The sequence below is a fragment of the Pseudobdellovibrionaceae bacterium genome (assembly GCA_020635075.1).
In the GTDB taxonomy this organism is placed as follows: Bacteria; Bdellovibrionota; Bdellovibrionia; order Bdellovibrionales; family UBA1609; genus JADZEO01.
This window is the reverse complement of record JACKAM010000001.1, coordinates 1,345,255-1,369,865: the sequence shown is the minus strand read 5'-3', so window position 1 is coordinate 1,369,865 and position 24,611 is coordinate 1,345,255. Positions and strand designations below refer to the sequence as shown.

General features: G+C 50.6%; 17 protein-coding genes. 11 read left to right on the top strand and 6 right to left on the bottom strand.

The annotated features are described in order from the left end of the window. Positions 1-8: 8 nt before the first annotated feature. The 8 genes from H6624_05955 to H6624_05920 all read left to right on the top strand — a co-directional run bounded on the left by H6624_05955 (position 9) and on the right by H6624_05920 (position 8,628). A complete protein-coding gene (locus tag H6624_05955; GenBank protein ID MCB9083866.1) occupies positions 9-1,052 on the top strand; it encodes a hypothetical protein in 1,044 nt (347 codons plus the stop codon). Beyond that, positions 1,040-1,570 (top strand): hypothetical protein, encoded by a 531-nt coding sequence (locus H6624_05950; protein MCB9083865.1) that lies wholly within the window; start codon positions 1,040-1,042, stop codon positions 1,568-1,570. Before H6624_05955 ends, H6624_05950 begins: the two co-directional genes overlap by 13 nt. After that, positions 1,558-2,040: a TlpA family protein disulfide reductase gene (locus tag H6624_05945; GenBank protein ID MCB9083864.1), complete on the top strand. Its 483-nt coding sequence runs from the start codon at positions 1,558-1,560 to the stop codon at positions 2,038-2,040. The genes H6624_05950 and H6624_05945 overlap by 13 nt, the downstream gene beginning before the upstream one ends. Then, the gene (locus tag H6624_05940; GenBank protein ID MCB9083863.1) at positions 2,037-2,705 is read left to right on the top strand and encodes a sulfite exporter TauE/SafE family protein; all 669 of its coding nucleotides are present in this window, start codon (positions 2,037-2,039) and stop codon (positions 2,703-2,705) included. The genes H6624_05945 and H6624_05940 overlap by 4 nt, the downstream gene beginning before the upstream one ends. Before the next feature lie 207 nt (positions 2,706-2,912). Then, complete coding sequence (locus H6624_05935) at positions 2,913-4,991, top strand: hypothetical protein (GenBank protein MCB9083862.1); 2,079 nt, start codon at positions 2,913-2,915, stop codon at positions 4,989-4,991. A gap of 230 nt (positions 4,992-5,221) precedes the next feature. Continuing rightward, positions 5,222-5,905: a hypothetical protein gene (locus H6624_05930; GenBank protein MCB9083861.1), complete on the top strand. Its 684-nt coding sequence runs from the start codon at positions 5,222-5,224 to the stop codon at positions 5,903-5,905. A gap of 117 nt (positions 5,906-6,022) precedes the next feature. Then, positions 6,023-7,726 (top strand): FAD-binding oxidoreductase, encoded by a 1,704-nt coding sequence (locus H6624_05925; protein MCB9083860.1) that lies wholly within the window; start codon positions 6,023-6,025, stop codon positions 7,724-7,726. Further along, positions 7,723-8,628 (top strand): hypothetical protein, encoded by a 906-nt coding sequence (locus H6624_05920; protein ID MCB9083859.1) that lies wholly within the window; start codon positions 7,723-7,725, stop codon positions 8,626-8,628. The genes H6624_05925 and H6624_05920 overlap by 4 nt, the downstream gene beginning before the upstream one ends. Positions 8,629-8,633: 5 nt before the next feature. Here H6624_05920 and H6624_05915 read toward each other — a convergent pair whose 3' ends face one another. The 5 genes from H6624_05915 to H6624_05895 all read right to left on the bottom strand — a co-directional run bounded on the left by H6624_05915 (position 8,634) and on the right by H6624_05895 (position 19,680). Next, positions 8,634-12,515, bottom strand: a complete 3,882-nt coding sequence (locus tag H6624_05915) for a VCBS repeat-containing protein (GenBank protein MCB9083858.1) — start codon at positions 12,513-12,515, stop codon at positions 8,634-8,636. A gap of 97 nt (positions 12,516-12,612) precedes the next feature. Beyond that, positions 12,613-14,169: a sigma-54-dependent Fis family transcriptional regulator gene (locus H6624_05910; GenBank protein ID MCB9083857.1), complete on the bottom strand. Its 1,557-nt coding sequence runs from the start codon at positions 14,167-14,169 to the stop codon at positions 12,613-12,615. A gap of 306 nt (positions 14,170-14,475) precedes the next feature. Continuing rightward, positions 14,476-15,840, bottom strand: a complete 1,365-nt coding sequence (locus H6624_05905) for a hypothetical protein (GenBank protein MCB9083856.1) — start codon at positions 15,838-15,840, stop codon at positions 14,476-14,478. Positions 15,841-16,065: 225 nt separating this feature from the next. Beyond that, positions 16,066-17,391: a GTPase HflX gene (gene hflX, locus H6624_05900; GenBank protein ID MCB9083855.1), complete on the bottom strand. Its 1,326-nt coding sequence runs from the start codon at positions 17,389-17,391 to the stop codon at positions 16,066-16,068. Positions 17,392-17,403: 12 nt separating this feature from the next. Beyond that, positions 17,404-19,680, bottom strand: a complete 2,277-nt coding sequence (locus tag H6624_05895; protein ID MCB9083854.1) for an NADP-dependent malic enzyme — start codon at positions 19,678-19,680, stop codon at positions 17,404-17,406. 248 nt (positions 19,681-19,928) lie between these two features. Here H6624_05895 and H6624_05890 point away from each other — a divergent pair, with 248 nt between their 5' ends. The 3 genes from H6624_05890 (at position 19,929) to H6624_05880 (ending at position 23,467) form a co-directional block, all read left to right on the top strand. After that, positions 19,929-22,076 (top strand): enoyl-CoA hydratase/isomerase family protein, encoded by a 2,148-nt coding sequence (locus H6624_05890; protein ID MCB9083853.1) that lies wholly within the window; start codon positions 19,929-19,931, stop codon positions 22,074-22,076. Between the two features lie 150 nt (positions 22,077-22,226). After that, the gene (locus H6624_05885; protein MCB9083852.1) at positions 22,227-22,718 is read left to right on the top strand and encodes a hypothetical protein; all 492 of its coding nucleotides are present in this window, start codon (positions 22,227-22,229) and stop codon (positions 22,716-22,718) included. Between the two features lie 32 nt (positions 22,719-22,750). Next, positions 22,751-23,467 carry a lytic polysaccharide monooxygenase gene (locus tag H6624_05880; protein MCB9083851.1) on the top strand — a complete coding sequence of 239 codons (717 nt, stop codon included), beginning with the start codon at positions 22,751-22,753 and terminating at the stop codon, positions 23,465-23,467. Between the two features lie 94 nt (positions 23,468-23,561). Here H6624_05880 and H6624_05875 read toward each other — a convergent pair whose 3' ends face one another. Further along, positions 23,562-24,575 carry an SPFH/Band 7/PHB domain protein gene (locus tag H6624_05875; GenBank protein MCB9083850.1) on the bottom strand — a complete coding sequence of 338 codons (1,014 nt, stop codon included), beginning with the start codon at positions 24,573-24,575 and terminating at the stop codon, positions 23,562-23,564. Between the last annotated feature and the right edge of the window lie 36 nt (positions 24,576-24,611).

The following is a 24,611-nucleotide window of genomic DNA, read 5'->3' as shown; positions in this document are numbered from 1 at the left end:
GGCTCCGGATGCGGAACTTGCGCCCACTAGGCCTCCTTCTTTTTTTGACCACGGTGTTCGTAGTGAGTATCCCGTCTTGGGGAGAAGCTCCCAGTGTTGGCATGGTGGTTAGCAGTTTCTCCCAGACCGGGGCGACCCACCTGAACCTGTTGGAAAACGCCCAGGCTAGCGGAGGGCAACAGACCTCCATCAAGGCTTCAAGCGGATTGATGAAGCAGGGCTTGCGCTTGAATCTTTCAGCGATTCATCTGTCTCGGGACTTGGGCGATTATAGTTTGATGGAGCGCAATGGTTCCATCACAAGCCTTGGTGACCGTTTTGACGGTGAAGAGCAAATGGCGAGTTTCGGAGTCGACTATGTCAAAGGCCCTTGGACGGTTAATTCAGAAATCCGCCAGACCCTGAGCCAAAGCCCCTTGAGTCAGCGCCAGGGCTCCCTGAAGGTCATCTACCAAATGCCAAGGTGGGGGTCCCAGCTGAGCCTCTCCCACGTGCGGGCCATCCAGGATCAACCGGCCAGTTTTTATATTGATCCCGAGAGTTTTGCCACCAAGGCTCGGGCCACTCAGTTGAGGCCGGCGATCACTCGTTTGACCTACGATCAAATTCACAGTGAGCGGTGGAAGTCCCAGCTGACCCTGATGGGCGGTGAGCGGCCCGAAGATCGCCCTCGTCACTTGGGAGCTGGCTATCGGCTGGCCTATGCCATGGGCGATACTTGGGCTCTTCATGCTGGTGCCGAGGCCATCCGTGAGAGTCGTAGTGACCAGCTCAAAGACTCCCGTGGCTATTTTGATTTGGATGAGTTTGACATCGGTGTGGCGATTGAGCCCACTTATAATCTGATTATTCGAGCCTTAGTGGGAACTGCCATCGAGCGGGAAAGCAAAAGGGGCTCGGTTCCCAAACAAACAGTGGGGACGGACAAGATTGATTTACAGGTGGAATACCGCAAGGCCCGACTGTCCTTGTTTTTGCAGGGTAATCTCCAGGAGACCAATACCAAACTTAAGGCTTCGCAGCTGAGCGGAGGGGCCACATGGGAAATTTAATCTCTGCTCTGTGTGTCTCATTGATCTTAATTGCCTCCTTTGCTTGTGGGCGCTCCATTCCGGTCGCCCAATTGCCGCCGACCAAACCCGTGGAGAAAGTCAAAGGCGATATCTTGAAGGGTGTGTTTACCCTCATCGGTGGACAAAAGGTGGATTTGGAGGCTGAAACCCAGCCGGTGGTGTTGATTTTTGCTTCTGACACCTGTCTGACCTGTGCTGAAGAGACCGAAGTACTCGTTGCTCTGTTTAAAGACAAAGGCTCCCTCCCGACCAATGTGAAGCTCTACACCATTTTGGTAGGAGCTATTGAAGAAGACGCTGTGTTTTGGCGTGAGATGTTTGAGGTAACATGGCAAGTGGGGCTCGATCCCGGGGACTCCTTGTTTCGTCAGTATTGCCCTGAGGGCAAAACCCCCTGCACTTTGGCCTATCACCCAGACAACAAGAGTCTGGTGAAGTTTGTCGGGGCCAGCACCCCTGAAGGTTTGCAAAAGGAGACTGGAACATGGTTGTACTAAAATCCTTCATCGTGTCTTTATTCTTACTTGGCGCCACATTGGCGAGTGCCGCGGAGCTGACCAATAGTGAGCTGGATAGTCTTAAGCCCTTTGCCAACGCCGAAGCGGCTGAGGGCAAAGACGTTCGCTTTTTATATTTGTGGGCAACCTGGTGTCCAGACTGCCGCGAAAAACTTCGCGGGGACATCCCCAACTTTAAAAAGGAATTTCCCCAGGTCAGTGTGCAGACGGTGAACATGGACCGGCGGGCCGATAAGGCCACAGGCTTTATCACCGATGAAAAGGTCTCTCTTACCGTTCTGCGGGACGAGGAAAAACTGCTCACCAAAAAGCTGCAGCTCTACTCCGTTCCTGCCTGGGTGGTCATTAAAAGGGACGGGGAGAAGTGGACCGTTGTCGGCAAGGCCATGGGCTCAGACCTTCAGGATATTCGCACTTCCCTGGCTCAGGCCACAGGGGGCAAGCTTTGAACGTCATTCTTGTTCAAGCAGCCAGCGTCTTTGGCGCCGGACTCCTGACCAGCCTCACTCCTTGTATCTACCCCATGATACCTATCACTGTAGGTTACTTGGGAAGTGCTCAGCACCAGGATCATCGCAAGAAAACAGTGTTGGGCTTTTTTCTCGGTCAAGTGCTGACCTTTACCGCCTTGGGTGTACTCGCCGTTTCCTTGGGTGAGATCTTAGGTTTTTCTTCGGAGTACCAGTCGGTTCAGCTGGGTACAGCCGCCTTCCTTTTTGTCTTTGGTTACTTTTCCTGGAGGGGACGACTGCCCGGAATTGTAGAAAGGCTTAACAACCTACCAATACTTAAAACCAAAAACTCGGCCACCCTTTTGGGTGCTGTTGTTGTCGGTGCGATTTCAGCTTTGGTGGCCTCTCCCTGTGCGAGCCCCATTCTTGGTGGTGTGTTGGCCACCATTGCCCAGTCCGGAAGTCTCACTACGGGCATTTTCTTAATGTTGTTTTACTCCATCGGTGTGTCCATGATCTTTCTTGTCCTGGGATTGGGACTTCTTTCCGTCGGCAAGCTGCCTAAAGCCGGTCGGTGGATGATCTATGTCCACAAGCTCAGCGCTTTGCTCTTACTCGGCGCGGGTGTTTATTATCTCTTGCGTGGGATTGAATTGGTATAGGCGCCTCATCTGGGCTCACTACCAGGATGATCCTCCATCCGCTGCTGTGCCGACTGAGATCCTGGTAGAGGCTTCAGGGATTTGAAGACCATTTAGGATTTGAAATCCTAATTGGGTGGAAAATCTACCAAGAACACCAGGAGGTTGGTGACGGCCAACCTCCTGACATAGAACCCACCCAAAGGATTATTCTAAAAGGTGGTCGCAATGCTAAAGGGGTTCTTAACCTTCGTTTGTCTGGGGTTGTGTTTTGGGTTTTCTTCATGGGCCGAGGCTGCAAGTCCTCCAGATGCGGAAAAAGAGGGCATCCAGGCCGTAAAATCTTGGGCCAAAAACCTGGTGAGAGAGGGGGAGAAGAAGTTCAAAAGCTCAGGCTTTAAACGCCAGGGATCTCCCGACTTTTGGGGCCAGCAGATCATCTATCAAATCCAAGTGGATCGCTTTAATAACGGCGATCTGACTAATGACGATCAGAACCTTGAAGATCACCAAAAAAGAGAACTCGGTGGCACGGACCTTTGGAACGTTCTTTCCTATCGGCATGGTGGCGACTTAAAGGGAATCCTTCAACGATTGGATTACATTGTAGACCTTGGAGTGACTACTCTTTGGCTCACGCCAGTGTTTAAACACAATGGTTCCTACCACGGTTATTGCACAACGGACTTCACCCAAGTGGACCCGGGTTTTGGCACCAATGAAGAACTGAGACATTTAGTGGCAGAGGCCCATAAAAGAGGCCTTAAAGTGGTTCTTGATGTGGTGGTCAATCATATGTGTGATCCCAAGACCACCTACCGTCGCCCCGCCCGTCACCATCAGTGCGCTCAAGATCTTGCAGGTAAAAACTGGAGTGGCGCTGCGGGAGGCTCATCTAACCAAGGGGAGTTGGCGTTTTCTCAAGGGTATTTCGGCCCCCTCAAGTCCCAGCACTTCTTTAACCGCTGCGGAGCCAACAGCACGGAGGATATGCAGGGGACGGGGCCAGCCGCCGTTTATGGGGACTTTGTGGCCACCATGTTTGACTTTGATACCCGCAATCATGATTTCCAGGAGATCTTCACAGACCTCCACAAATATTGGATTGCCTATGCCGATGTGGATGGCTTTCGCATGGATGCCGCCAAGCACATCACCGAAGACTTTGTGGCCTACTTTAATACCCACATTCGCGCTTACGCCAACAGCATTGGGAAACATAATTTTTTTATCATCGGTGAAGTGGCCGGTCCCAGCGATTGGATTGGCCGGCGCCTAGGGAAGATGTTCTCAAATCCGCAGAATCCCAATGACCATGGCAATGTTCCTGCCACTTTGACTCAAAGACTGTGGGATCTGAAAGATGTTTATCTCAAGACGCCGGTAAACAAGTATCCGGGGCTCAATGCGGCCTATGACTTTGCCCACTCAGGTACAGCTCGGGCGGTATTGGCCGGCGAAAGACCTCCCTCTGCGGTGGAGGACTATTTTGGCAGCCAATACTTCAACGACATTGCTGCCCAGAATGACTATCGTTTGAGTTGGATTCTTTTGGAGATTCACGATTGGCCAAGGTTTGCAGCGAAACATAAGACTTCTATGGCCAAATCCATTGTTGGCATGTCCTATTTGGCTTTTGCCCAAGGGTCACCCGTTGTCTACTACGGTCAGGAGCAGGGCTTTAATGGTGACTGCCATTTTGACAAGATTCACGCGGGAAAAGCAGAACATCACATTCAAGATGAATGTAAAGGTGGTTACTCCCACGAGTTGTTCCGCCAGGATATGTTCATGGGCGGCATGACTCGCTTGGGTTCAACAGTGAAAGAGATTAATGATCTGGCCTATATTGGCAAGAGCCAGGGACAGCACCAGGGAGACTGGAAGTCGGATCCCTTTCTGGGGCGCGGACATGATCTGTATCGTTCAGCTCGCAAATTCTTTAGGATTCGCAAGTCCTGCGCTGCACTTTCCTATGGGCGTACTCAATTTCGTTGGCTGGAAGCCAACAAGCAAGATGGTATTCTCGCGTTTTCGCGTATAGATGAGTTTGGCAACGAAGCACTCGTGGTGCTCAATACTTCTTGGCATTCTCAAGGCCTTCCTGAGATGAATGTCGGTGATAGCTCCGACGCCCACAAGTGGGTGAATCTTTTAAACTCAGCTGAGGGGGCGTGGACCACCGGAAGAGGATCTCTTCACTTTGGTCCTCTGCAAATCCCAGCCAATTCGGCGATGGTCTTTGTTCCTGAGGAGAATGTGGGATCCTACAACTCGTACTTGGGCACGCATCTTTGCAGTCACTAACCGCACCGTGACACCCCAAAGGTACCGGTTTTCTTTTTGTATTGCTCTGCAATACAAAAAGAAAACCGGTACCTATTGCGAACTCACCATATTTCCCGGCCCGAAACGAATTACAGCTCTAATCGCATCAATCGGGAGAAAATTTGACAACCGGGGCGGGTGCCCTCGTGGTCGCTATGGGCCTTTGATAAACCAAGGGGTAATCAACAACCTAAGTGAGGAGGGTGTGAATGAAAGGTCTAATTAAACTATTGGTTCCTGTTGCAACATTGGCTCTGGTGTTTCAAGCCCAGGCGGCCACTTACAAAATCAGTCTGACGAAAGAAGTGACGGAGAGCAAATCCGTTTATCAAAAGCAAGATGTGACATCTGATGAGTATGATCTCATTTCTTCCTATCAGGAATCCAACACTAAGCTCCGTGGTGAGGGTCCTTTTTCGCGAATCAACCAAACCAAGTACGGCGAAGTGGATGAGGATGTGATTGGACTGGACATCAAGGGACATTCCAAGATCAAATTATCCATGGTTGGCGGTCAGCTCTATGTCACAGCCGATATGTTGGTGGACGATGTACTTGAAGGCGTTCACTTCTACTTGCCAGTCAAATTTAGCGCTCCAGCTAAGTTCGTAAAGGGCAACTGGGATGAGTTCAAGGCAGGTCAGGACGTGGAAGTTGAGTACACAGCCGAAGGCAAGAAGCTTGCCATGGAAGCAGTGGTGGAAAAGGTCAAGTATGCCTTTCGCATCGTCAACAAGGCTCTTAAGACCCAATTAGCCGATGCGGATTTCACTGATGTGACTTTGGACAAGATGGAGTTCACAGGATCAGGAAAGATCAAAGCCAACTCTCATCGTGTCGAAGTTATCAGTGCTCCCGTAACGATCAAAGTTAGCTTTGGCGTGAGTATGTAAGAGATCGGCACGGAACCGTGCTAAGGGCTAGGAGAGGTCCCACTTTTCTAGCCCTTTTGCTTTTTGGCCAAGGGGTCAAAAGGTATGATAGGAATGATCAATAAGAAAGGAGAGGGGATGGAAGCAGATAATCCTCCGAGTGGGCTCGTTCCGACCGCCATGAAATGGTGGGGATGGGGTGATCCCCAAATTCGTTTCCCCTTTGCTGAAAGGCCGGGTTTTCAGGACTATTTGCGTGAGCACCTGGCCTGCAGTGACTTCAGCCAGAGTTGGAGTCCCAATCCGGAAGAGTTTCAACTTCCTGAACCGCGAATTTCCACAGCCGTCCTCCATGAGTTGGCGGAGCATATTGGCCCTGGAAATGTATCAACCGATCACTTGGAACGTTTGCGTCATTGTTTTGGTCGCAGTTATTTGGATCTGGTTCACATTCGGCGTCACGAGGTCCCTCATGCCACGGATGCCGTGATCTTCCCCGAAACAGAAGACCACCTGTTGGAAACTCTCCAATGGGCGGATAGCCACAATATTGCCGTGGTTCCCTTTGGTGGGGGCACCAGTGTAGTGGGCGGAGTGTCTCCGGAAGCTGGAGGCAAACTGGCCGTCGTCACCGTGAGTTTGCGCAAGCTCAATCGGGTGGTTTACTTTGATCGGGTTTCACAAACCGTTACTGCGGAGGCGGGGATTCTTGGGCCCAATCTGGAAGCCCAATTGGCCGACTATGGCTACTGCCTCGGGCATTATCCCCAAAGTTTTGAGTTTTCCACTGTCGGGGGGTGGGTTGCAGCTCGCTCCAGTGGGCAGAACTCGGTTCTCTATGGAGGAATTGAGAAGTTGGTGTCGGCACTCAGGGTGGTTTCTGCCAAAGGAATTACCGCTATCGACCTTCAGCCCCGTCATGCGGTGGGGCCAGATCTACGCGAGATGTTCGTTGGATCTGAGGGAAGTCTTGGGATTATTAGTCAGGTGACATTGAATGTCTCACCTGCTCCAAAGTGGAAAAGCTACAAGCTTCTCATGTTTGATGGATTTGATTCAGCAACCACGGCTGCCCGTCAGTTGGTTCAAGAGCATATCCCTGTGGCCATGGTTCGGGTTTCAGATGAGTCCGAAACTGAGGTTCTCTTGAGTATGGCATTGGGGAAGAAGGGCTTCAAAAACAAGCTGGCCAAAAAGTGGGTCACCCGCTATCTGAACTGGAAGAAGCTGCCGACGGGTATTTGTTCCGCCATGTTGGTGGGCTTTGAAGGTGAGAAGAGCGAAATTCGCAGTGGTTGGCGGCAACTGAGAAAGTGTTTGAAGCACTTCAAGTATGCTTCATTGGGTAAAGGCCCAGGTCGCCATTGGCTTAAGGATCGGTTCTTCCTGCCCTATTTGCGCGATGAATTGTTGGATCAAAAAATCCTCATTGAGACTTTTGAAACCGCGGGGACTTGGACCAACTATCTTCCTCTGTATCAGGCCATTCAAGAGTGCATCAAAAATAGCCTCCCAGAACGCCATGTGCTTCTTTGTCATCTCTCCCACCTTTACTCTAACGGGGCCTCACTCTACTTTTCCGTGATTGGCAATCAGCGTGGCGACGGTGGAGAGGTGAGGCAATGGGAAGAGGTTAAGAAAAACCTAAACAAGGTGATCATGGAAGCCGGTGGAGTCATCAGTCATCACCACGGCGTGGGAGTGGATCATCGGGATTTTACTCGCCGCAGTCCATTGGAGAAGGAAATCCTTCTCGATCTTAAAACCACAGTCGACCCCAAAAATATCCTCAACCCAGGAAAGCTGTTTGAAGTTCCGGGTGCACGGGAGCTCCAGCCGTGAAGCGCCTGGTGATTCTCAACACCGCCTCCGGGCGACTGGGCTCTCTTGGGACTCGGCAAAAACTTGCCGATCATCTTCACCGCTGGGGACGGGTTGTGGCGCCGGCCTCCTGGATTGACTCTCGCGATCAGGTGAGGGAGTTTCTTCGTGCTGGTGGCGAACAAGTGGTCGTCTTGGGCGGGGACGGCACTCTAAATTCCGTGGTCAATGGTTTTTGGGACTCAAGTGGCAATCAAATCAACTCTGAGGCCTCACTTACCGTCACCAAACTGGGTACCGGCTGTGATTACTTTCGTACCCTGGCCCGCACCTATGAACGCCATGACTGGTGGAATTGGGTGGAGTCAGGACATGTGACCAATGTGGATATCGGACGTATTGAGTTTCTTGAGCCGGATTATGAGCCCCGTTATTTCATCAACGTAGGAAGCGTGGGATTTAATGCTCGGGTGGCGAGGCTTAAGGGACAAAATCCCAAATGGTTGCCTCGCCAACTGGCCTACGTATGGCCGACTTTGCGGGAAATGATTCGCCGGGAGCCGGTTCGTACAGAAATCAAGGCTACAGATTTTGAGTGGGATGGGGAGCTATTAGCTGCGACTCTGGCTCTAGGGCGCTTCGCCGGTGGCGGGATGAAATTTGGTCGCCATGAATTTCCAGATCGAGGTTCTTTTGATGTTCGCCTCATTCCTGAAGTGAATGCAAAAGAACTTCTACGACACTTGCCAAAATTATATCGCGGAGGTCTGGAGGCTGTGCCTGAGGTGGAAGCTTTTTACTCGGATCAAGTGGAGATAAAAACCAGAAAACCCATGGAAGTGGAGTTCGACGGTGAGGTCTATGGGACAACCGGGGTTTATTTCCGTGTTCTCAAACAGGCCCTGCGGGTGACCGTTCCCTAAGTATGTCAGGGGTTTCTGGTGATCGTATACCGAGTCCCGACTCCGAACTGTTCGTTGATCTCAGTCGTTTCTCCTGTCGACCATTGGACAGTTACTCGATCGACAATATTAGTTCCGCCCAATCCGAAGTAGGCCACGGGCTCATCAAAGGAGCCGTAACCTCCTCCGGCCTTGATCTCCCGAATTTGCTTGGCCGGTTGCCCCTTTGGATCTTTGTACTCGATGGTGATTTTGCTGCCAATGCCAAATCGATTGCCCTTCATGTCCCTGAGAGTAAATGAGATATTTGCACCATAGGTGGCACTCTGACTAAAAAACACTTGAGGTGGAGCGAGAGCACCGGTGGAAACCAAATCCAGATCCCCATCCAGATCCAAATCTACAAATGTGAAGGATGAGGAGTGGAGGAAATTCCCTAGGCCCATGTTGTGCTGCTCTTCGCGAAACTCTTTGCCGTCCTTACTATGAAAGAGCACATTGCTTTGGATGTCCTTCATAATGTTAGCCCCATTGGCCACGTAAATATCCTGCCAGCCGTCGTTGTCAATATCCGCGAACCGGGCATTCCACGCCCAAAAGCTGGAGCCAACGCCCATTTGTTTGGTCTGATCCTCAAATTGCCCTTGGCCTTTGTTGACGAGCATAATATTGGAATCCGTCTTTTGAGGAATTCCTTCATACCGAGGAGGTGTACCCATGTTCACATTGCGTGAAAACATCTCACACCGTTTTTTATGGCCATAGAGTTGGTCAGGGATTTTGGAGCAGTAACTCGAGTCGCGCATCCTTCCGGCGATCCGAATCAAGATAGCAATAGAACAGCCAATCTGCAATTCTCCACTTTCAAGAGCGAGACACCCGGGCATATCCAGGTCATTGACGGCCTTGTAGCCTCGCATGAATTCTTGGCAGACGGTCTTTGCGTTTCGGTCAGCAATGGGTTCACAGTAGTTCCGGTCCGGGCTCGGCGCAAAAGTCATTTCAGATATAAAAATATCCAGCAAGCCATCGTTATTCACATCGGCCGTATCAAAGCTCATGGATGCCTGAGGAGAAATAGGAATCCCTGAGCCAGGTCCGTGGGACATTTTGAGGGGCGACCTTAAGGGTCCCCAATAGACTGAATCGGGAGTGGTGAAATCATTGGCAGCAAACAGATCAAGATGTCCATCCATATTAGCGTCGGAAAGGAGAATGCTCAGAGTTTCTCCCAAATAGTCCTCTATTTCGAGAGACTTAAACTGGTTTGGACTTGTCTGCAGGAAAACTTCATTTCGAGATTCTGGATTCCAAAATGGGTAGGCATCACTAAACATGTTGCCTAGGACCACGTCCAAGAGGCCATTGCGGTCAATGTCTCCAAAAGTGGTACCAATAGTGTTCACGCGAATCCCGTCAGGCATAAATGGGTCGAGCGCAACTGAGCGAAAGAGATTTTTATCATTATAGATCGTAAAATCCTGGCCTCCCATGGTGGTGAAAAAGACATCCAACCAGCCATCATTGTTAAGATCGACGAGTCCGATGCTGAGAACCTGTATAGAGTGAATTCGCTTTAAATCGTCATCTTTGATGCCTAGAAACAGGCGGCGGAATCGACTACCACCCATATTCATGTAGATTTCCGGGCCATGCCAACCACCCAAAACCAGGTCGGGCCAGCCATCATTGTTGAGATCGCCAGAGGCAATTGGCTTTCCGGCCGATGGGAACATTATGTATAGAGTAAGTCCGTTAGGGTGGTTGTCGAGACCAATGGACCTGCCATCCACCAACTCAAAAGCTGTCTTTTGTTTGTTCTGAGCGGTCGACTGGGGATAGAGGTGGACGGCTGACACTTCGACTCCCTCGGCTTGAGCATAAGGTTCGACTTTGAGTTGAGGCAAGGCGGACAGCTCTTGGGACAGATCTTCTGGATCTTGTTTCTCTAAGGTTCCCGGGGAATCCGCTAACTTGAATTGATCCAATGAGGCCATAAGGCTGAGTCGTTGAATAATCTGTCCGACGATATTACCGTTGGTTAGGGCAAAGCAGTCGTCTTCCACCTCTGGATCGGTGTGGGCGAGGCACTCAGAGGGATTCATGGTGGTCATCGCCTTGACAATGGTTTTCCGCCTTAAGCATCCCAAGCGAACCTGCCGGTGATCTAGGGAGTCACAGCCTTTTGCTCCGGGAACGTCCAGCTCCCCCGTAGAGGCGACCTTTACGTAGCAATTGCTTTTGATCTTGTTGTTTTTGATGAGGTCACAAAGGTGTATGGCGTCAGGGTTGTAAAAGGAGCGAATTTGATCGTAAGCCCTGTGAAACAAACAGTTGTCCCGCCACTCATCTTCCTGTGGGATGGCCTCACACTCCTTAGGGTTGTCACTACGAATTGCGGCAGACAACTTGATGGCCTTGTTGCAATACTCATTGAGATCCGGGTCTCCGCTATCCCGACACTCCCAAATGACGGCACGGGTACCACTGGCGTAGCGAAGATAGATTTCTTTCTTGCACCTTTTGGGATTTGGGAACTGTTCGCAGCGACTGATATCATCAAATGCCAAGTTATAGGCAACTTTGGACTCGCATTCTTTCACATCCTCTGGCTTCTGCTGTAGCTGGCAAATTTCAATTTTGCCGGACTTCATCGCTGCCTCAAGAATGCCAACGACCTCACACTTGGCTTTCACATCGGAAGAAAAAGAGCGTGTTTTGGAGCCTAGGCATTCCCTTTCAACAATTGAACGGGTGGTTTCTTTTGGATCTTTTTGAAAATCTGCAATGCGATCAAGGAGAGTGGCATCATACAGAGAGAGAGCCCGATCCGTTTGCCGGACCTCCACCTCGTGGACAAAAGCTCCACCCAAAGAACCCATGGCCACGACAACGAGAAACAGGGTCAGGGCCACCTTGCGGGAAATATAGGTCCAAAACAGCATCAAAGGATAGATGCTGAAAATCCCCAATGTGAAGAGCAAAGTCATGGTCAAACCACTTGGCAGGCCCGAACTCATCAGTGAGCTCGCCATGACCACATCAAAGGCAATGGGTACGGGGAGGAGAGTGCCAAAGAGTGCGATAGCGACAAGCGACCAAGGAGTGGTTTCCACCTCGGTAAAAAAATCAAAGGGGAGACTCTCAATCAAGGCTGACCCCAGAAATCCAGCTAACAACATAAAGGGAACCGTTCGCACGGAGACGAAAACCAATTTGCGCAAGCTGTCCTTGAGAACATGATAGAGCGCAGTGACCCACGACTCCTCAATCACGGGCAGTGGTTCTGTAGGGATGGCCGTGGGAAGATCAAACAGATCTTGGGCAACAGGAGATTTGGCTAAAAAGTACTTTGTGATGACAGGAATGATAGCAAACAGAATAACAAATGTGAGAATCAATTTAGTAAGAGCAAAGTGGAAAGGGAAAAGGGTAAAGGCCATGGACAAGACAACCACATTTAGGGTGGGCGAACTGATTGCAGTGGCCAAGGTGGTTTCAGTGGAAGCCCCACTGTCCTTAAGACTCTGGGCAATGGGAGCCACGCAGTTAGCGCACACCCCCAAAGGTGCTCCAAAAAAAACACCAATCACCGAGTTGAGAAAGACGGATTTTGTGCGACGAAAGGAAAACAGGCCCAGCATCGTCAAAGTCACAGCGGCAAAGAGAAGACCAAAGGTCATACCCTTCCAATTTGTGTAGCACCAGTTACCCGTGGCGGCCAGAATCCGCTGCCAAAGTGGAGACGTGGCATCGTAATTCCAAATGATATCAAAGGCGATACCAAGGGCGGTTGTGCGATCGCCCATGGCGGCCTTGGTTCCCAAAGCTGGATACCGTGACTGAGTCCAGAAATAGATGGCGATCCCAGAGAAAAGAATGATGCCCCAAACAAGACGTTTTTTCACAGATGCTCCCCTTAGATTTATGGGGGGATTATACCGAATCTACGGGGATATGAAATGAAGAATTCTGGGTTATTCAGGTCACCCTGGATAAGGAGATTTAGGACGCGACATTTAATCTTTTGAGGATCTTGCGCAAGGCTTCTCGGGTGATTCCCAACTTGTGGGCGGTGTGGGTCTTGTTGAAGTCGCAAGACTTCAGGACTTCCATGACAAACTGCCTCTCAAACTCCTCTCGTGCATCTCTCAAGGTGCGATCGAAGGGAATGACGTTGGCCAGGGCTCCCACCCGGGGAACGGGTGTGGTTTCCTCCGGAAGATAGTTTTCCTCGACAGGGAAGGCCTCGGGGCCAATCAGGGAAGATTTATGGGCCAGGATGTACGCACCTTCGATGCGGTTTTGCAGTTCCCGGATGTTGCCCGGCCAGGAATAGTGTTTGAGTTTATTAATGGCTTGAGGAGTAAGCTGCTTAGATTTCCAACCGCGGTTCTGTTCCAAGTGGCGGCAGATGTTCTGGCAAATGAGCGGCAAGTCCTCTAACCGATCTCGGAGTGGAGGTAGAGTGATGTTCAGGACGCTTAAGCGGTAAAAGAGATCTTCCCGGAAGGTATTCTCACCAATCATTTCCTTAAGGTTACGGTTTGTTGCAGCAACCAGGCGAAAGTTCACTTCATGGGGGTGGTCGGGGCTGCCCACCGGCGTAATAGTCTTCTCCTGCAAGGCACGAAGAATTTTGGCCTGAACGGCCATAGGTAATTCGCCAATCTCGTCCAAGAAGAGGGTACCTCCGTCTGCCATGTCTAGTTTGCCCTTTCGAGCCTCTGTGCCCGTCGCCGCCCCCTTGGCCACCCCAAACAGCTCGGCCTCAAAGAGGGATTCCGGAATTGCGGCGCAATTGATGGCCACAAAAGGCCCGTCAGCCCTGGGGCTGTGACGATGGAGGTAGTGCGCGACGAGTTCTTTGCCCGTTCCGCTTTCACCTGAAATCAAAACCGTGCTTTCACTAGCAGCGAAGTGGGGGAGTTGCTGGTAGACCTCTCTTAAATCTGCGTACTGGGTAGTGAGGAATTGCTCTTCCTCTATCAGGCGGTAGCGTTGACGCTTTTCCTCAATCAAGAATCGCTTTTGCTCCTTTAAGGAGCGAAGTTCCAGGTTTTTCTCGAGAGCAACAGCAGCAAAAAGCCCCAGAACCTGCAGAACCTCAACGTCACTTTGATCAAATTTGTCCTGAGACTGTTTCTTGTTAAGAATCTCCAAGGCGCCCAACTTCTTCCCTGCCATTGTCTGCAGGGGCACACAAGCCAGACTCTTGGTAATGTAACCAAAGGTTTCGTCCACATCCTTACAGAAGCGATCGTCCTTGCTAACATCGTTGACCATTAGCGGAGTCTGTGTTGTATAACAGTGACCAGCCACTCCTCTATTGTCAGGCAGGGTGATGGACTTCCCGTCCAAGCCAGTGGCAACCAGAGTGGTGAGGACGTGAGCGTGTCTCTTGCCTTCTGAGATTGGCGATAGAAACAGACTGCCTCGGTCAGCACCTGTGACTTCAATCGCGGTTTCCAATATTTCGCGGATAAGATCCTCTCGGTTCTCATGGCGAAAAAATCGGCTGACGACACCTGCTAATACGTGCAATTTTTTGGCTTCATTCATGTCAAGATCAGTTTAGCTTATTGCTGGTTCAACCGCCAATTTCAGTTGGCTAGCCAACTCAAGTTGGCGCACATAGGGGACCAGAAGTTGGCGATTCATAATGGGAATTGAGGAATTCCAAGCGGTTGTTGTGCTGGCATCTGACTTGCTCTCTCAGAGTCGTAGATACCTCGGGCTAGAGAAGAGAGAGTTCCTTATCTCAAACGGTGACACCCCAAAAAAAGGCCCCGGCAGTGAAGACCGGGGCCTTGGGATTTTGAAGAAATTGATCCGTACATCCTCTGTCAGATGACATTGACATTCAAATCAGCGTAACTCCCATCCTTGTGCCCAGGCCTCTAAACTTTGGCTGGCCACCGGAAGGGATGAACTAATTGGATATCCCATCGGAATTCTCCATAATCCCATGTTACGTTTGATCATTGCCAGTTGTTTGATCAGGCCATTTGTATCCTGGGGGTTGGCCGTATCTCCTGGCATCTTATTCCAGATTGGTTCATAGTCGATGGCAGTGGACCAATTGACTAAAAGGTAGTTTTGCTTTTTTGCCTCCGAAATCAGGTCCTCAATCCATTGTTTTTGACTGATTTCCGATCCAACTATTGTCATGTCTTGGTAAAAGGGAGCCAGGTCTACGGGCAGGGTGGAGTAGCCGGTCTCAAGAATTGCGACCTGTTTGGTCTTGTTCAAGCTGGAAGCAAGGTCGTGGAGATATTTGAGCATGTCAAGCCAACCTTGACGTCCGTCCCCATAGGGGTCCGAAGTGTAAAAGCCCTGTGACATTTGACCGGAGTCGGGGAAGTAGCTGACACCCAGAAAATCCGTATAATCCTCGAGAAAGGGCTTGATGAGTTCTCCGTGGGACGGGCCACCTTGGCTTTTAGATCGCAGAACATAGGCATTTGTTGAAAACGTCAGCTGCACTTCCGGGTGGCTGACCTTGAGTTTGTCAAAGACATGGGTGTGAATGGCAACGTAGCGTTGCCAAATGTAAGGATCTTTTGCCAAATCAAATCCCATTTTGTAGCCCAGGTCGACATACTGAGGGCCAAAATATTCAATCATGCGTACGACATATTTATAGTAAAGATCCATGACCATGGGATCGTCGATCATCTTGGCTGAGAACCCGGGAGAAGCCTTCTCCAGCTCACTATAGCTGTTGCCCATAGCCTGACTTTGACAATCATTATTGAGCGCAACGCGGTTACCTTTCGTAGGAGTCAGAGTCAGCATTAAGGCGCCTTTAAACCCCGAAGTATCGAGGGCCGCTTTGATGGATGCCCACTCGGCGAGAGTGGCCGGGTTGGTCTCTGCATCCATTAACTCCTCCAACCAGGTGACGCAGGAGATGGCATGGTGAAAGTAAATAGTTGAGTGACTAAGACTTAGGGAAAGACCTTTGCCCAAGGTATTAGTCTCGGTATTCCCGGTCGCATCCTCGGTGTCGTCGTAGAGGAAGTTGGTAAAGCCATAGAGAACTTTGTGACTAGGTCCACTGGGTGGGCCACCTGTAGCATTTGGCTGCTCCCCAGTAGAGACTTTGCTTTGATAACCACTTTCACAGCCCAAGAGGGAGCCTGATATGATGATTGTCAGGGCAGATGTAACTAAAGATTTGAGGTTATACTTTTGAGATTGGAGACAGTCCTGTCCATCTTGTCGACTCATCCTGAGCCCCCCGTGATTACATGTTTTGGTATCGCCCAAGCATTGCCCCTGGAGGGGAATAGCTTCCCTGGTTTTTTGGACATTCAAATTCTGTGCTCAATCAAATCCAGGATTTTTTGTCTAAACTGATCAACCAACCATGGGTGGTGAGGGACTAGTCGAATTAGAGCGACTTTGTTTGTGGAAATTTGATACAATCAGGCCGCACTGACCTCGTGCCTCAGTCTACTCATCATCGGGAGTGTCTTCCGTCAGGTTGGGCTGTGGATGATGCTTGTTGTTAATTGACTCCTTTTTGACTAAAAAGTTTTGCCAACGGTGGAGTTGGTCAGGAGTCAAGTTGGCAAAACAAACAGTGCCGGCACTGTTTGGTTCGGTGCGGTTGATACTTGTTTCCCTGCCCAGTTCGTAGATGAGGTACTCTTCTGATTTGGGAAAAAATAACTCTGTCTCTTTGTGCAGGGCGCGTACCTGCTCCACCATTTGATTGCGGAGCTTTTCAACTCCTTCACCTGTCAAGGCACTTAAGAACACTCGAGGATGTTCCTTGACTTGGAACTGGCGTTCAAATGGTGCCTTATCCACCTTGTTGAACACATGAATGATTGGTTTGGATTGCCAACCAAACTCGTTGATCAGGTTATGAACGGTTTGCATTTGGCTTTGCATCTGATCGCTGCTGAGGTCTACCACATGGATCAAAACATCCGCATCGACGGACTCCTCTAGAGTGGCCTTAAAGGCTTCAATGAGCTCTGTCGGCAGTCGGCGGATAAAACCCACCGTGTCGGTGACGACAGCGTTTTTTACCTCAGGCAAAAACACCTTTCGGGTGGCCGGGTCCAAAGTGGCAAAGGGTTGGTCCTTGGTGAGAACTCGGGCATTGCACAACTGGTTAAGCAGGGTGCTCTTGCCAGAATTGGTGTAGCCAATCAAGGCGAAGCTGGGGATTTCGTACCTCTGGCGGGCCGCCCGATACTGGGCTCGGTTCTTTGTTACCGTAGCTAGCTTTTTCTTGAGCACCTTAATACGGCTGTGAATTCGGCGGCGGTCAATTTCCAAGGCCGTCTCACCAGGACCTCGGGTGCCAATGCCCCCAGCTTGTCTTGAGAGAGAGCCCTGCCAGGCACCCACCATACGTGGGAGCTGATCCAACATTTGCGCCAATTCCACCTGAAGCTTTCCCTCGTAAGTCTTCGCTCTCTGAGCAAAAATATCCAGAATCAACTGGGTACGGTCCAAAACCTTAACGCCAATCTCCTTTTCCAGATTTCGCCCTTGAACTCCCGAAAGATGGCGGTCGATCACGACTAGAGAGGCTCCCGCATTTTCTACCAATTCCCGGATTTCACTGACCTTGCCCGAGCCCAAGAGTGTTGCAGGATTGTATTGATGGAGTGTTTGCGCGACCGTTCCGACAACGTCCCCTCCGGCGGCGTAGACCAGCTCTTCAAGCTCGGCCAAGCTGTCCTTTAGCTCCACAAAAGAGTCTGTTTTGAGGCCTACGCCAACGACGATGGCCTTATCTTGAGTCTTCGCCTGCATTTGCATAGAGGGGTCGTATTACTCCTTTAGCACCTGGGCTTCAACTGCAGTCATAACAATCGTATTTACTACATCGTCAACTGAGCAGGTTCTCTGAAGCACATTTGCGGCCTTTTTGAGACCCATGATAAAGGGGCCTAAAACCTCGCCCCCCCCGAGCTGTTGGACAAGCTTGTAGCCGATGTTTCCAGCATCCAGGTTGGGGAATACTAAGACATTGGCTCCACCTTTGATATCGCCGAAGGGAAAGATTCTTTCCATAATCTGGGGATTCACGGCGGTATCAGCCTGCATTTCGCCGTCAACGATCAGGCGTGGATAGCGTTCCCGTACTAGTTCAGCTGCGCGCCTCATCTTTTTTGGACTCTCTTTTTCCGCGGTGAAGTTGGTGTAGGAAAGCATGGCTATTTTGGGATCGATCTTAAAGAACTTAGCCACCTGAGCCGCATGTACAGCAATGTTAGCCAGCTGCTCGGAGGTGGGGTCAATGTTGATTGTAGTGTCAGCAAAGAGAAGGATACGATCCTGCCAAAGAACAATATTGAGACCTGATGCGGTTCTTCTTCGTCCCGTGCCAATGAGTTCTAGGATGGGGCGTACACACTCTGAGTAGGGGTGAGTGGCTCCGGAAACAAGGCCATCTGCATCCCCTTCGGCCACGGCCATGGCAGAAAAATAATAGGGATCAGACATGAGGCGCTCTGCTTCGGCAAGCATCACACCCTTGCGTTTGCGTTTGTCGTAGAATTTCTCCACGTACTCGCTGAATCTAGGGTGCTTGGCCGGCTGCCAAATTTCGATTCCCTTTAGATCACTCAACTCCAACTCATCCATCCGTGCATGGACCGCGTCTTCGTAGCCGAGTAGAACGGGGCGGATGACTCTTTCCTGATGGACGGACTGGAGAGCTTTGAGGATTTTTGAACTGCGGCCCTCTGGAAAAACGATCAATGGAACCGCCTCTTGCTTGCGCCGGGCATTGTTTTTGACCTGGTTTATGTGAGAGCGGATAAACCCGCGTCGGTAGCTCTGCATCCCTTCCAGTTCTTCAATATACTTCTTGAAATCCTGAATTGGTCTTTTCGCCACACCCGAGTCCATGGCGGCCCTGGCCACTGCGGGAGCCACATGGATCAATACCCGAGAGTCAAAAGGCTTGGGAATAATATATTCCGGACCATAGTGAAAGGCCTGGTTCGAGTAGGCAGCTGAAACGCTTTCTGGCACATCCTGCCGGGCCAGTTCAGCCAGAGCATTAACCGCAGCGATCTTCATTTCCTCATTGATCGTGGTGGCCTGAACATCCAGGGCCCCGCGAAAAATAGAAGGGAAGCCGAGAACGTTGTTGACCTGGTTGGGATAGTCACTGCGGCCAGTGGCAACAATGACATCTGGTCGCACCTTTTTGGCTTTATGAGGGTCGATCTCGGGAACGGGATTGGCCATGGCGAAAACGAGGGGGTTTTTAGCCATGGATGTCAGCATTTCCGGAGTTACAGCGCCGGCTACACTCAAGCCAATAAAACAATCGGCTCCTTCCAGGGCTTCAGCCAAAGTTTTGCGTTCCGTCTCAACGGCAAACTCCTCTTTGTAACTGTTCATTCCGTCAGTTCGCCCCTTACGAATCACGCCTTTTGAGTCACACAGGAGAACGTTCTTTGCTTGGGCACCCATGCTGATGAGGAGTTTGGCACAGGCGATAGCGGCAGCTCCAGCGCCATTAAAGACCACTCGCGCGTCCGCGAGCTTGCGACCGGTCAAATGGCAGCCATTGATAAAAGCAGCGGCGGTGATAATGGCTGTTCCGTGCTGGTCATCATGAAACACCGGGATGGACATTTCTTCTTTGAGACGTTCTTCGATTTCAAAGCACTCAGGCGCTTTAATATCCTCTAAATTGATGCCGCCGAAGGTCGGCTCAAGAGCTTTAACGGCAGCAATAAACTCTTCGTTGGTTTTTGTATTTAGCTCAATATCAAACACGTTGATGTTGGCGAATTGCTTGAAGAGAATGCCCTTGCCTTCCATGACCGGCTTTCCGGCCAGGGGTCCGATATCCCCCAGTCCGAGGACAGCTGTACCGTTGGTGACCACCGCCACCAAATTCCCTCGGATCGTGTATTTGTAAACATCCTCAGGGTTTTTGGCGATCTCCTTACAAGGGGCGGCAACTCCTGGTGAGTAAGCAAGTGAGAGTGCGTACTCCGTCCCAACTTCTTTGCTGGCCACGACTTCGATTTTTCCGGGACTTCCTTTGGTGTGGTACTCAAGGGCTTCTTTGTCGACGTTCTTCATGTCATCTCTTTTCTTGGCAAATGGGCTGACAAAGGCACATCATAAACCTTCAACCCATTCTTTAGCCTTGTCAATGTGGAGAGATCACCCGGCATTGGGAAAAACTTTCTGCTCCCGGGCGTTTGATGCGCAACAACATTCGAGTCTCCTAGGGCCTTCATTGACAAAGGAGGTGCTTCGGAGAGAATCTCATACAATCTGCCGTCATAACATAGAGGGCTTTTTTCACGAAACCAGGAGTGAATCGGATGAGCATCGAGGAGAGTCTTAAGCTAGTAGCAAAGGGCGATATTGCTTATGTGGAATGGGATCTTATTGGCGAGAAGGTGAACAAGCTATCCTCTCCCGTCATGGCTCGGCTCAAGGAAATCGTCGATGAACTAAAGGGGTCTAAGTACAAGGCTGTGATTTTAATTTCGCGCAAGCCCGGTATTTTTATTGCGGGTGCGGATATTGACGAGATCAAAAAGCTCACTTCGCGTGAAGATTTTTTGGAGAAACTGGGTCCGGCCCATGAGATTCTCAATAGTTTGGAAGATCTGCCCATGCCGGTCATTGCTGCAGTAAATGGAGCCTGTATGGGTGGCGGCTGTGAATTGATCATGGCCTGTGATTATCGCATTGCTAGTGACGACAAAAGTACTCGCATTGGGCTTCCAGAAGTCAAACTGGGAATTATTCCGGGCTTTGGTGGCTGTGTGCGTATGCCAAGAATAATAGGTATTCAGGCGGCCTTGGATATTATCCTGGCAGGTAAGGCGGTGATCCCTGAAAAGGCCAGAAAAATCGGTCTGGTTGATCAGGTCGTGCCTGCGGACCAGCTGGAGTCGGCGGCCGAAGCCCTGGCTCAAGAGATCATTGCTGGCAAAAAAGGCAAACGTCAAAAGCGCTTTAAGCCCCGCGGTATTATGAACAAGATGCTCGAGGGTCCACTGAAGTCAGTGGTGTTTAGCCAGGCAAAGAAGATGGTATTAAAGCAGTCCAAAGGGTTTTATCCCGCTCCTCTTAAGGCTCTGGAGGTCATTAGGAAAACCATCGGCTACTCCAATCGTGACAAAGCCCTCAAAATTGAAGCCGAAGGTTTTTGTGAGGTGGCTGTCACTGAGATTAGCAAAAACCTCATCGATCTTTTCTACATCATGGAAGCTGTCAAAAAACAGACCGGCACTAGTCCTGAAATCAAAGGCCATAAGGTCAAGAAAATGGCGGTTCTCGGCGCTGGCGTTATGGGTGGAGGAATTGCCCAGGTGGCGGCTGATAAGGATATTGAAGTCCACATGAAGGATATCAATCACGATGCCATTGCCAAGGGATACAAACAGGCCAAGTCCATTTGGGACAAGAGGGTCCAGCGCCGCCGCATGGATAAGTATGAATTGGAAAAGCGCATGTCTTTTATCAGTGGCACTCTGGACTACCAGGGCTTCCAAAATATGGACGTGGTGGTGGAGGCCATCGTTGAAGACATGGGAATCAAAAAGAGTGTATTGGGTGAGACCGCCAAACACTGCAGCTCCGACGTGGTCATGGCCACCAATACTTCATCCTTGTCGGTCACTGAGATGGGAGCTGATTTGCCCCACCCGGAAAACTTTGTTGGGATGCACTTTTTTAATCCGGTGGATAAAATGCCTTTGGTGGAAGTAATTCGCGGGGAAAAAACCAACGATGAAGCCACGGCGACCATTTTTGAGTTGGCCAAGAAAATGGGGAAGACCCCCGTTGTGGTCAAAGACGGCCCGGGTTTTTTGGTCAACCGTTTGCTCTTGCCGTGGATGAGTGAGGCCCTGTTTTTACTCGAAGACGGGATGTCGGTTGAAACTTTGGACCGGATTTACACTCACAAGTTTGGTATGCCCATGGGTCCATGTCGGTTGATGGACGAGGTTGGTCTTGATGTGGGAATGAAGGTCTTAAAGATCTTCAAAAACGCCTTTGGTGATCGCATTCACGTTTCCAAACTGGTCGCCAACGTAGAAGGCTCCAAGCGATTAGGCCGCAAAGGTGGCAAGGGATTTTATCTCTACGATGAAAAAGGCAAGGAGACCGAAGTGGACCAGTCGATCTATAAGGAACTGGGTCTCGACACTCCCACGGACAAATTGGATGAAAAGGAAGTGATCGAGCGGGGCATGTTCGCCATGATTAATGAGGCCGCCTTGGCTCTGATCGAGGACCGTATTGTGGAAAAACCGGAAGACGTGGACCTGGCCATGATTATGGGAACGGGATTTCCCCCTTTTCGTGGCGGATTATTGCGTTATGCGGATTCTCTCGGCACTCCCTACATTGTCCAAGAGCTGGAGCTGCTGGCCACTCGCTACGGCAAGCGCTTTGCCCCGACGACACCCTTGCTGAATATGGCTAAGACAGATCGGAAGTTCTACGCCAAGTAGTGCGCCTGGTATTGTGGTACCAAAATACCAAAATCCCGGGAACCTGTCTCAGGTTGGAACAACAACATTGCGAATAAACTAGCCTCTTTATATTCTCGTTGTCGGTATCACCCGACCATGTGAGAATTGAATTGAAGGGGCGTAGCGTTTATGCGAAGGGCAATAGTGGGTGTCGGAGGACTAACGGTCCTTGCGATCCTCGTTTTATTTTTTCAAAACTGTTCTCAACAGGGGCAGCCCGGTTCTGGAGCTGGCTTTGAGGACGGTCTCAAGTACCACCGAAGTCAATCTGGAAAGCTCACTGCAAGTGCCTGTGTTGAGGCCTACCAATGTCGCGTCTATCGGTATGCTCCAGATCTAGATGACGGCAGCTCTTCCTACCAATCGTGTGTTTTGTTGTCCACGGGTGAAGAGGTTTGTGCCGATGTTGAGGAGATGAACTACGATTCCTCCAGGGCCCTACAACTATGTCCCGACTGTGTTGCCGCAGATGGGCGCCCCGGGGGTAAGTATAACTATGCTGAAATTCAGTGCGGACCAAAGCAGTCTCGGTCCAACGCTGTGTTGCGGGCTCAGGACGCCCGAGTGGAGCTGGGGACCTATTTGGAAGAATCCATTCATCATTGTCAAAGCACCTTGTAAGCGGGCTTGGATAAGCAATAGGGAGATCAAGGATGTTCATCAGAGGAAAATTTCTATTGGCAACTCTTGTTCTGTTCCTGGCTGTGGAAAGTCAGGCACACATTCGCTTGAACACGCCTCGTCCCCGTACGGGAACCACTGATGGAACCAAGTCTAATAGTGGAGATCAGGATCCTTGTGGGGGAGTCGCAAGGGGAGCAAATCCGCTGCAGTTAACTGCGGGAAGCACGATTAACTTCACCTGGGATGAGACCATCAACCACCCTGGACGCTTTTTGGTCCAATTCTCTCTGCAAAACGATCAGGGTTTTTCTTTGGCGCAAAACGAACTTTTACGCAAGGAAGACACTCAAAACCGTGGGTCGCACAACGAGAGTGTGCGCTTACCCAATGTGACCTGTGATCGCTGTACGCTGCGATTGGTACAGGTGATGAGTGATCAACCGGGTCAACTTTATGTTCAATGCGTGGATATTCGACTAGTGGCCGCGACTGGTCCTACGCCGCCGCCGACAGGCGGCGGTGGTGGAGATGGTGGTGGGCAGTCCTCTCAGGGGTCTCAGGAGGCCCAAAAGGACAACAAAGTTGAAATGCCTTCCGGGTGCTTGTTTGCCTCGGGAATGATCAAGGGACCCGGAAGTGGTTCTGGCCCTGGTGCTTCAGGCGGTCTCGCTTTAATTTCCTTGCTTATGCCACTGGGCTTATTGCTCTTCATGCGGCGCCGGCTGTTGAAAACGCCGATCGGGTAAAGTATTTTGTTACCAAAATACGGCAATAAAAAAGGAGAGCGATTGCTCTCCCTTTCTGTTACTGTGGATCCAAAAAATACGCCTGGCACTTTACCTACTGCGGGTTCACCGTACGGCTCATCTTGGTGTTGGGGCTTCCGCCGTTTCCAGAGAAGATTCTGCCACCAGACACCAGCTCGCTGATGGAGCCCAGCGTTCCCAAGGCTGTGGAGGCTTCGTAGGGAATGAAAACCTTGTCCCCCCCTTTTTGGGTGAACTGGCCGAACTTCTCCAGATAGGTGGAGGCAATCAAATACTGGGCGGTGAGATCTGAGGTCCCCAGAGCTGATTTGATTTTTTCAATGGCTTCGCGCTCGGCCTCAGCCACCTCTATGATAGCCTGGGCCTCACCCTGGGCTCTGCGAATGGCTGCTTCTCGTTCACCGTCGGCGAAGTTGATGTTCTCCTGGCGTTTACCTTCAGAGCGGGCAATCAAGGCCTGTTTGTCACCTTCGGCTTCCAAAACCTGGGCGCGACGCTCTCGCTCGGCCTGCATCTGCTTTTCCATGGCCAGTTGGATTTCTTTGGGAGGAGTGATGTTTTTCAGCTCCACCCGGTTGACCTTGGTGCCCCACTTATCGGTGGCTTCATCCAAAATGGTCTTTAACTTGGTGTTGATCACATCCCGCGAAGCCAGGGTTTCATCCAGATCCATTTCGCCGATCACGTTACGTAAGGAGGTCTGGGCCAACTGTCCAACCGCCATTGGAAGGTTGGCGATCTCGTAAGAGGCCTTCACCGGGTCGGTAATCTGAATGTACAACAGGGCATCGATGTTGATCGAGACGTTATCCTTAGTAATCACCGTTTGTTCGGGCACATCGAGTACTGTTTCTCGCAGGTCAATGCGGTTATCGAGAACCATTTGCCCATTGTGGACCCAGTAAACATCCAAAGTCTGTTCAATAAATGGGACGACAATATGAAAGCCGCTCTTCATGGTGCGGGAGTAGCTTCCCAGTCGCTCGACAATCATACATTCACTTTGTTGGACGATCTTAAAGCCGCGACTGATAATGGTCAGACCAACCACTGCCATCACCACAGCTAAGACAATTGAAATTTCCATGTTCTCTCCTTCGCTATGAGGGACAATATTATTTTC

What these genes read in the sequence shown, in the direction of transcription:
- H6624_05905 (MCB9083856.1), bottom strand. Translation starts at nt 15,840, where the DNA reads ATGAGTCGACAAGATGGACAGGACTGTCTCCAATCTCAAAAGTATAAC.
- H6624_05925 (MCB9083860.1), top strand. Translation starts at nt 6,023, where the DNA reads ATGGAAGCAGATAATCCTCCGAGTGGGCTCGTTCCGACCGCCATGAAA.
- H6624_05950 (MCB9083865.1), top strand. Translation starts at nt 1,040, where the DNA reads ATGGGAAATTTAATCTCTGCTCTGTGTGTCTCATTGATCTTAATTGCC.
- H6624_05930 (MCB9083861.1), top strand. Translation starts at nt 5,222, where the DNA reads ATGAAAGGTCTAATTAAACTATTGGTTCCTGTTGCAACATTGGCTCTG.
- H6624_05875 (MCB9083850.1), bottom strand. Translation starts at nt 24,575, where the DNA reads ATGGAAATTTCAATTGTCTTAGCTGTGGTGATGGCAGTGGTTGGTCTG.
- H6624_05910 (MCB9083857.1), bottom strand. Translation starts at nt 14,169, where the DNA reads ATGAATGAAGCCAAAAAATTGCACGTATTAGCAGGTGTCGTCAGCCGA.
- H6624_05885 (MCB9083852.1), top strand. Translation starts at nt 22,227, where the DNA reads ATGCGAAGGGCAATAGTGGGTGTCGGAGGACTAACGGTCCTTGCGATC.
- H6624_05895 (MCB9083854.1), bottom strand. Translation starts at nt 19,680, where the DNA reads ATGAAGAACGTCGACAAAGAAGCCCTTGAGTACCACACCAAAGGAAGT.
- H6624_05880 (MCB9083851.1), top strand. Translation starts at nt 22,751, where the DNA reads ATGTTCATCAGAGGAAAATTTCTATTGGCAACTCTTGTTCTGTTCCTG.
- hflX (MCB9083855.1), bottom strand. Translation starts at nt 17,391, where the DNA reads ATGCAAATGCAGGCGAAGACTCAAGATAAGGCCATCGTCGTTGGCGTA.
- H6624_05945 (MCB9083864.1), top strand. Translation starts at nt 1,558, where the DNA reads ATGGTTGTACTAAAATCCTTCATCGTGTCTTTATTCTTACTTGGCGCC.
- H6624_05890 (MCB9083853.1), top strand. Translation starts at nt 19,929, where the DNA reads ATGAGCATCGAGGAGAGTCTTAAGCTAGTAGCAAAGGGCGATATTGCT.
- H6624_05935 (MCB9083862.1), top strand. Translation starts at nt 2,913, where the DNA reads ATGCTAAAGGGGTTCTTAACCTTCGTTTGTCTGGGGTTGTGTTTTGGG.
- H6624_05955 (MCB9083866.1), top strand. Translation starts at nt 9, where the DNA reads ATGCGGAACTTGCGCCCACTAGGCCTCCTTCTTTTTTTGACCACGGTG.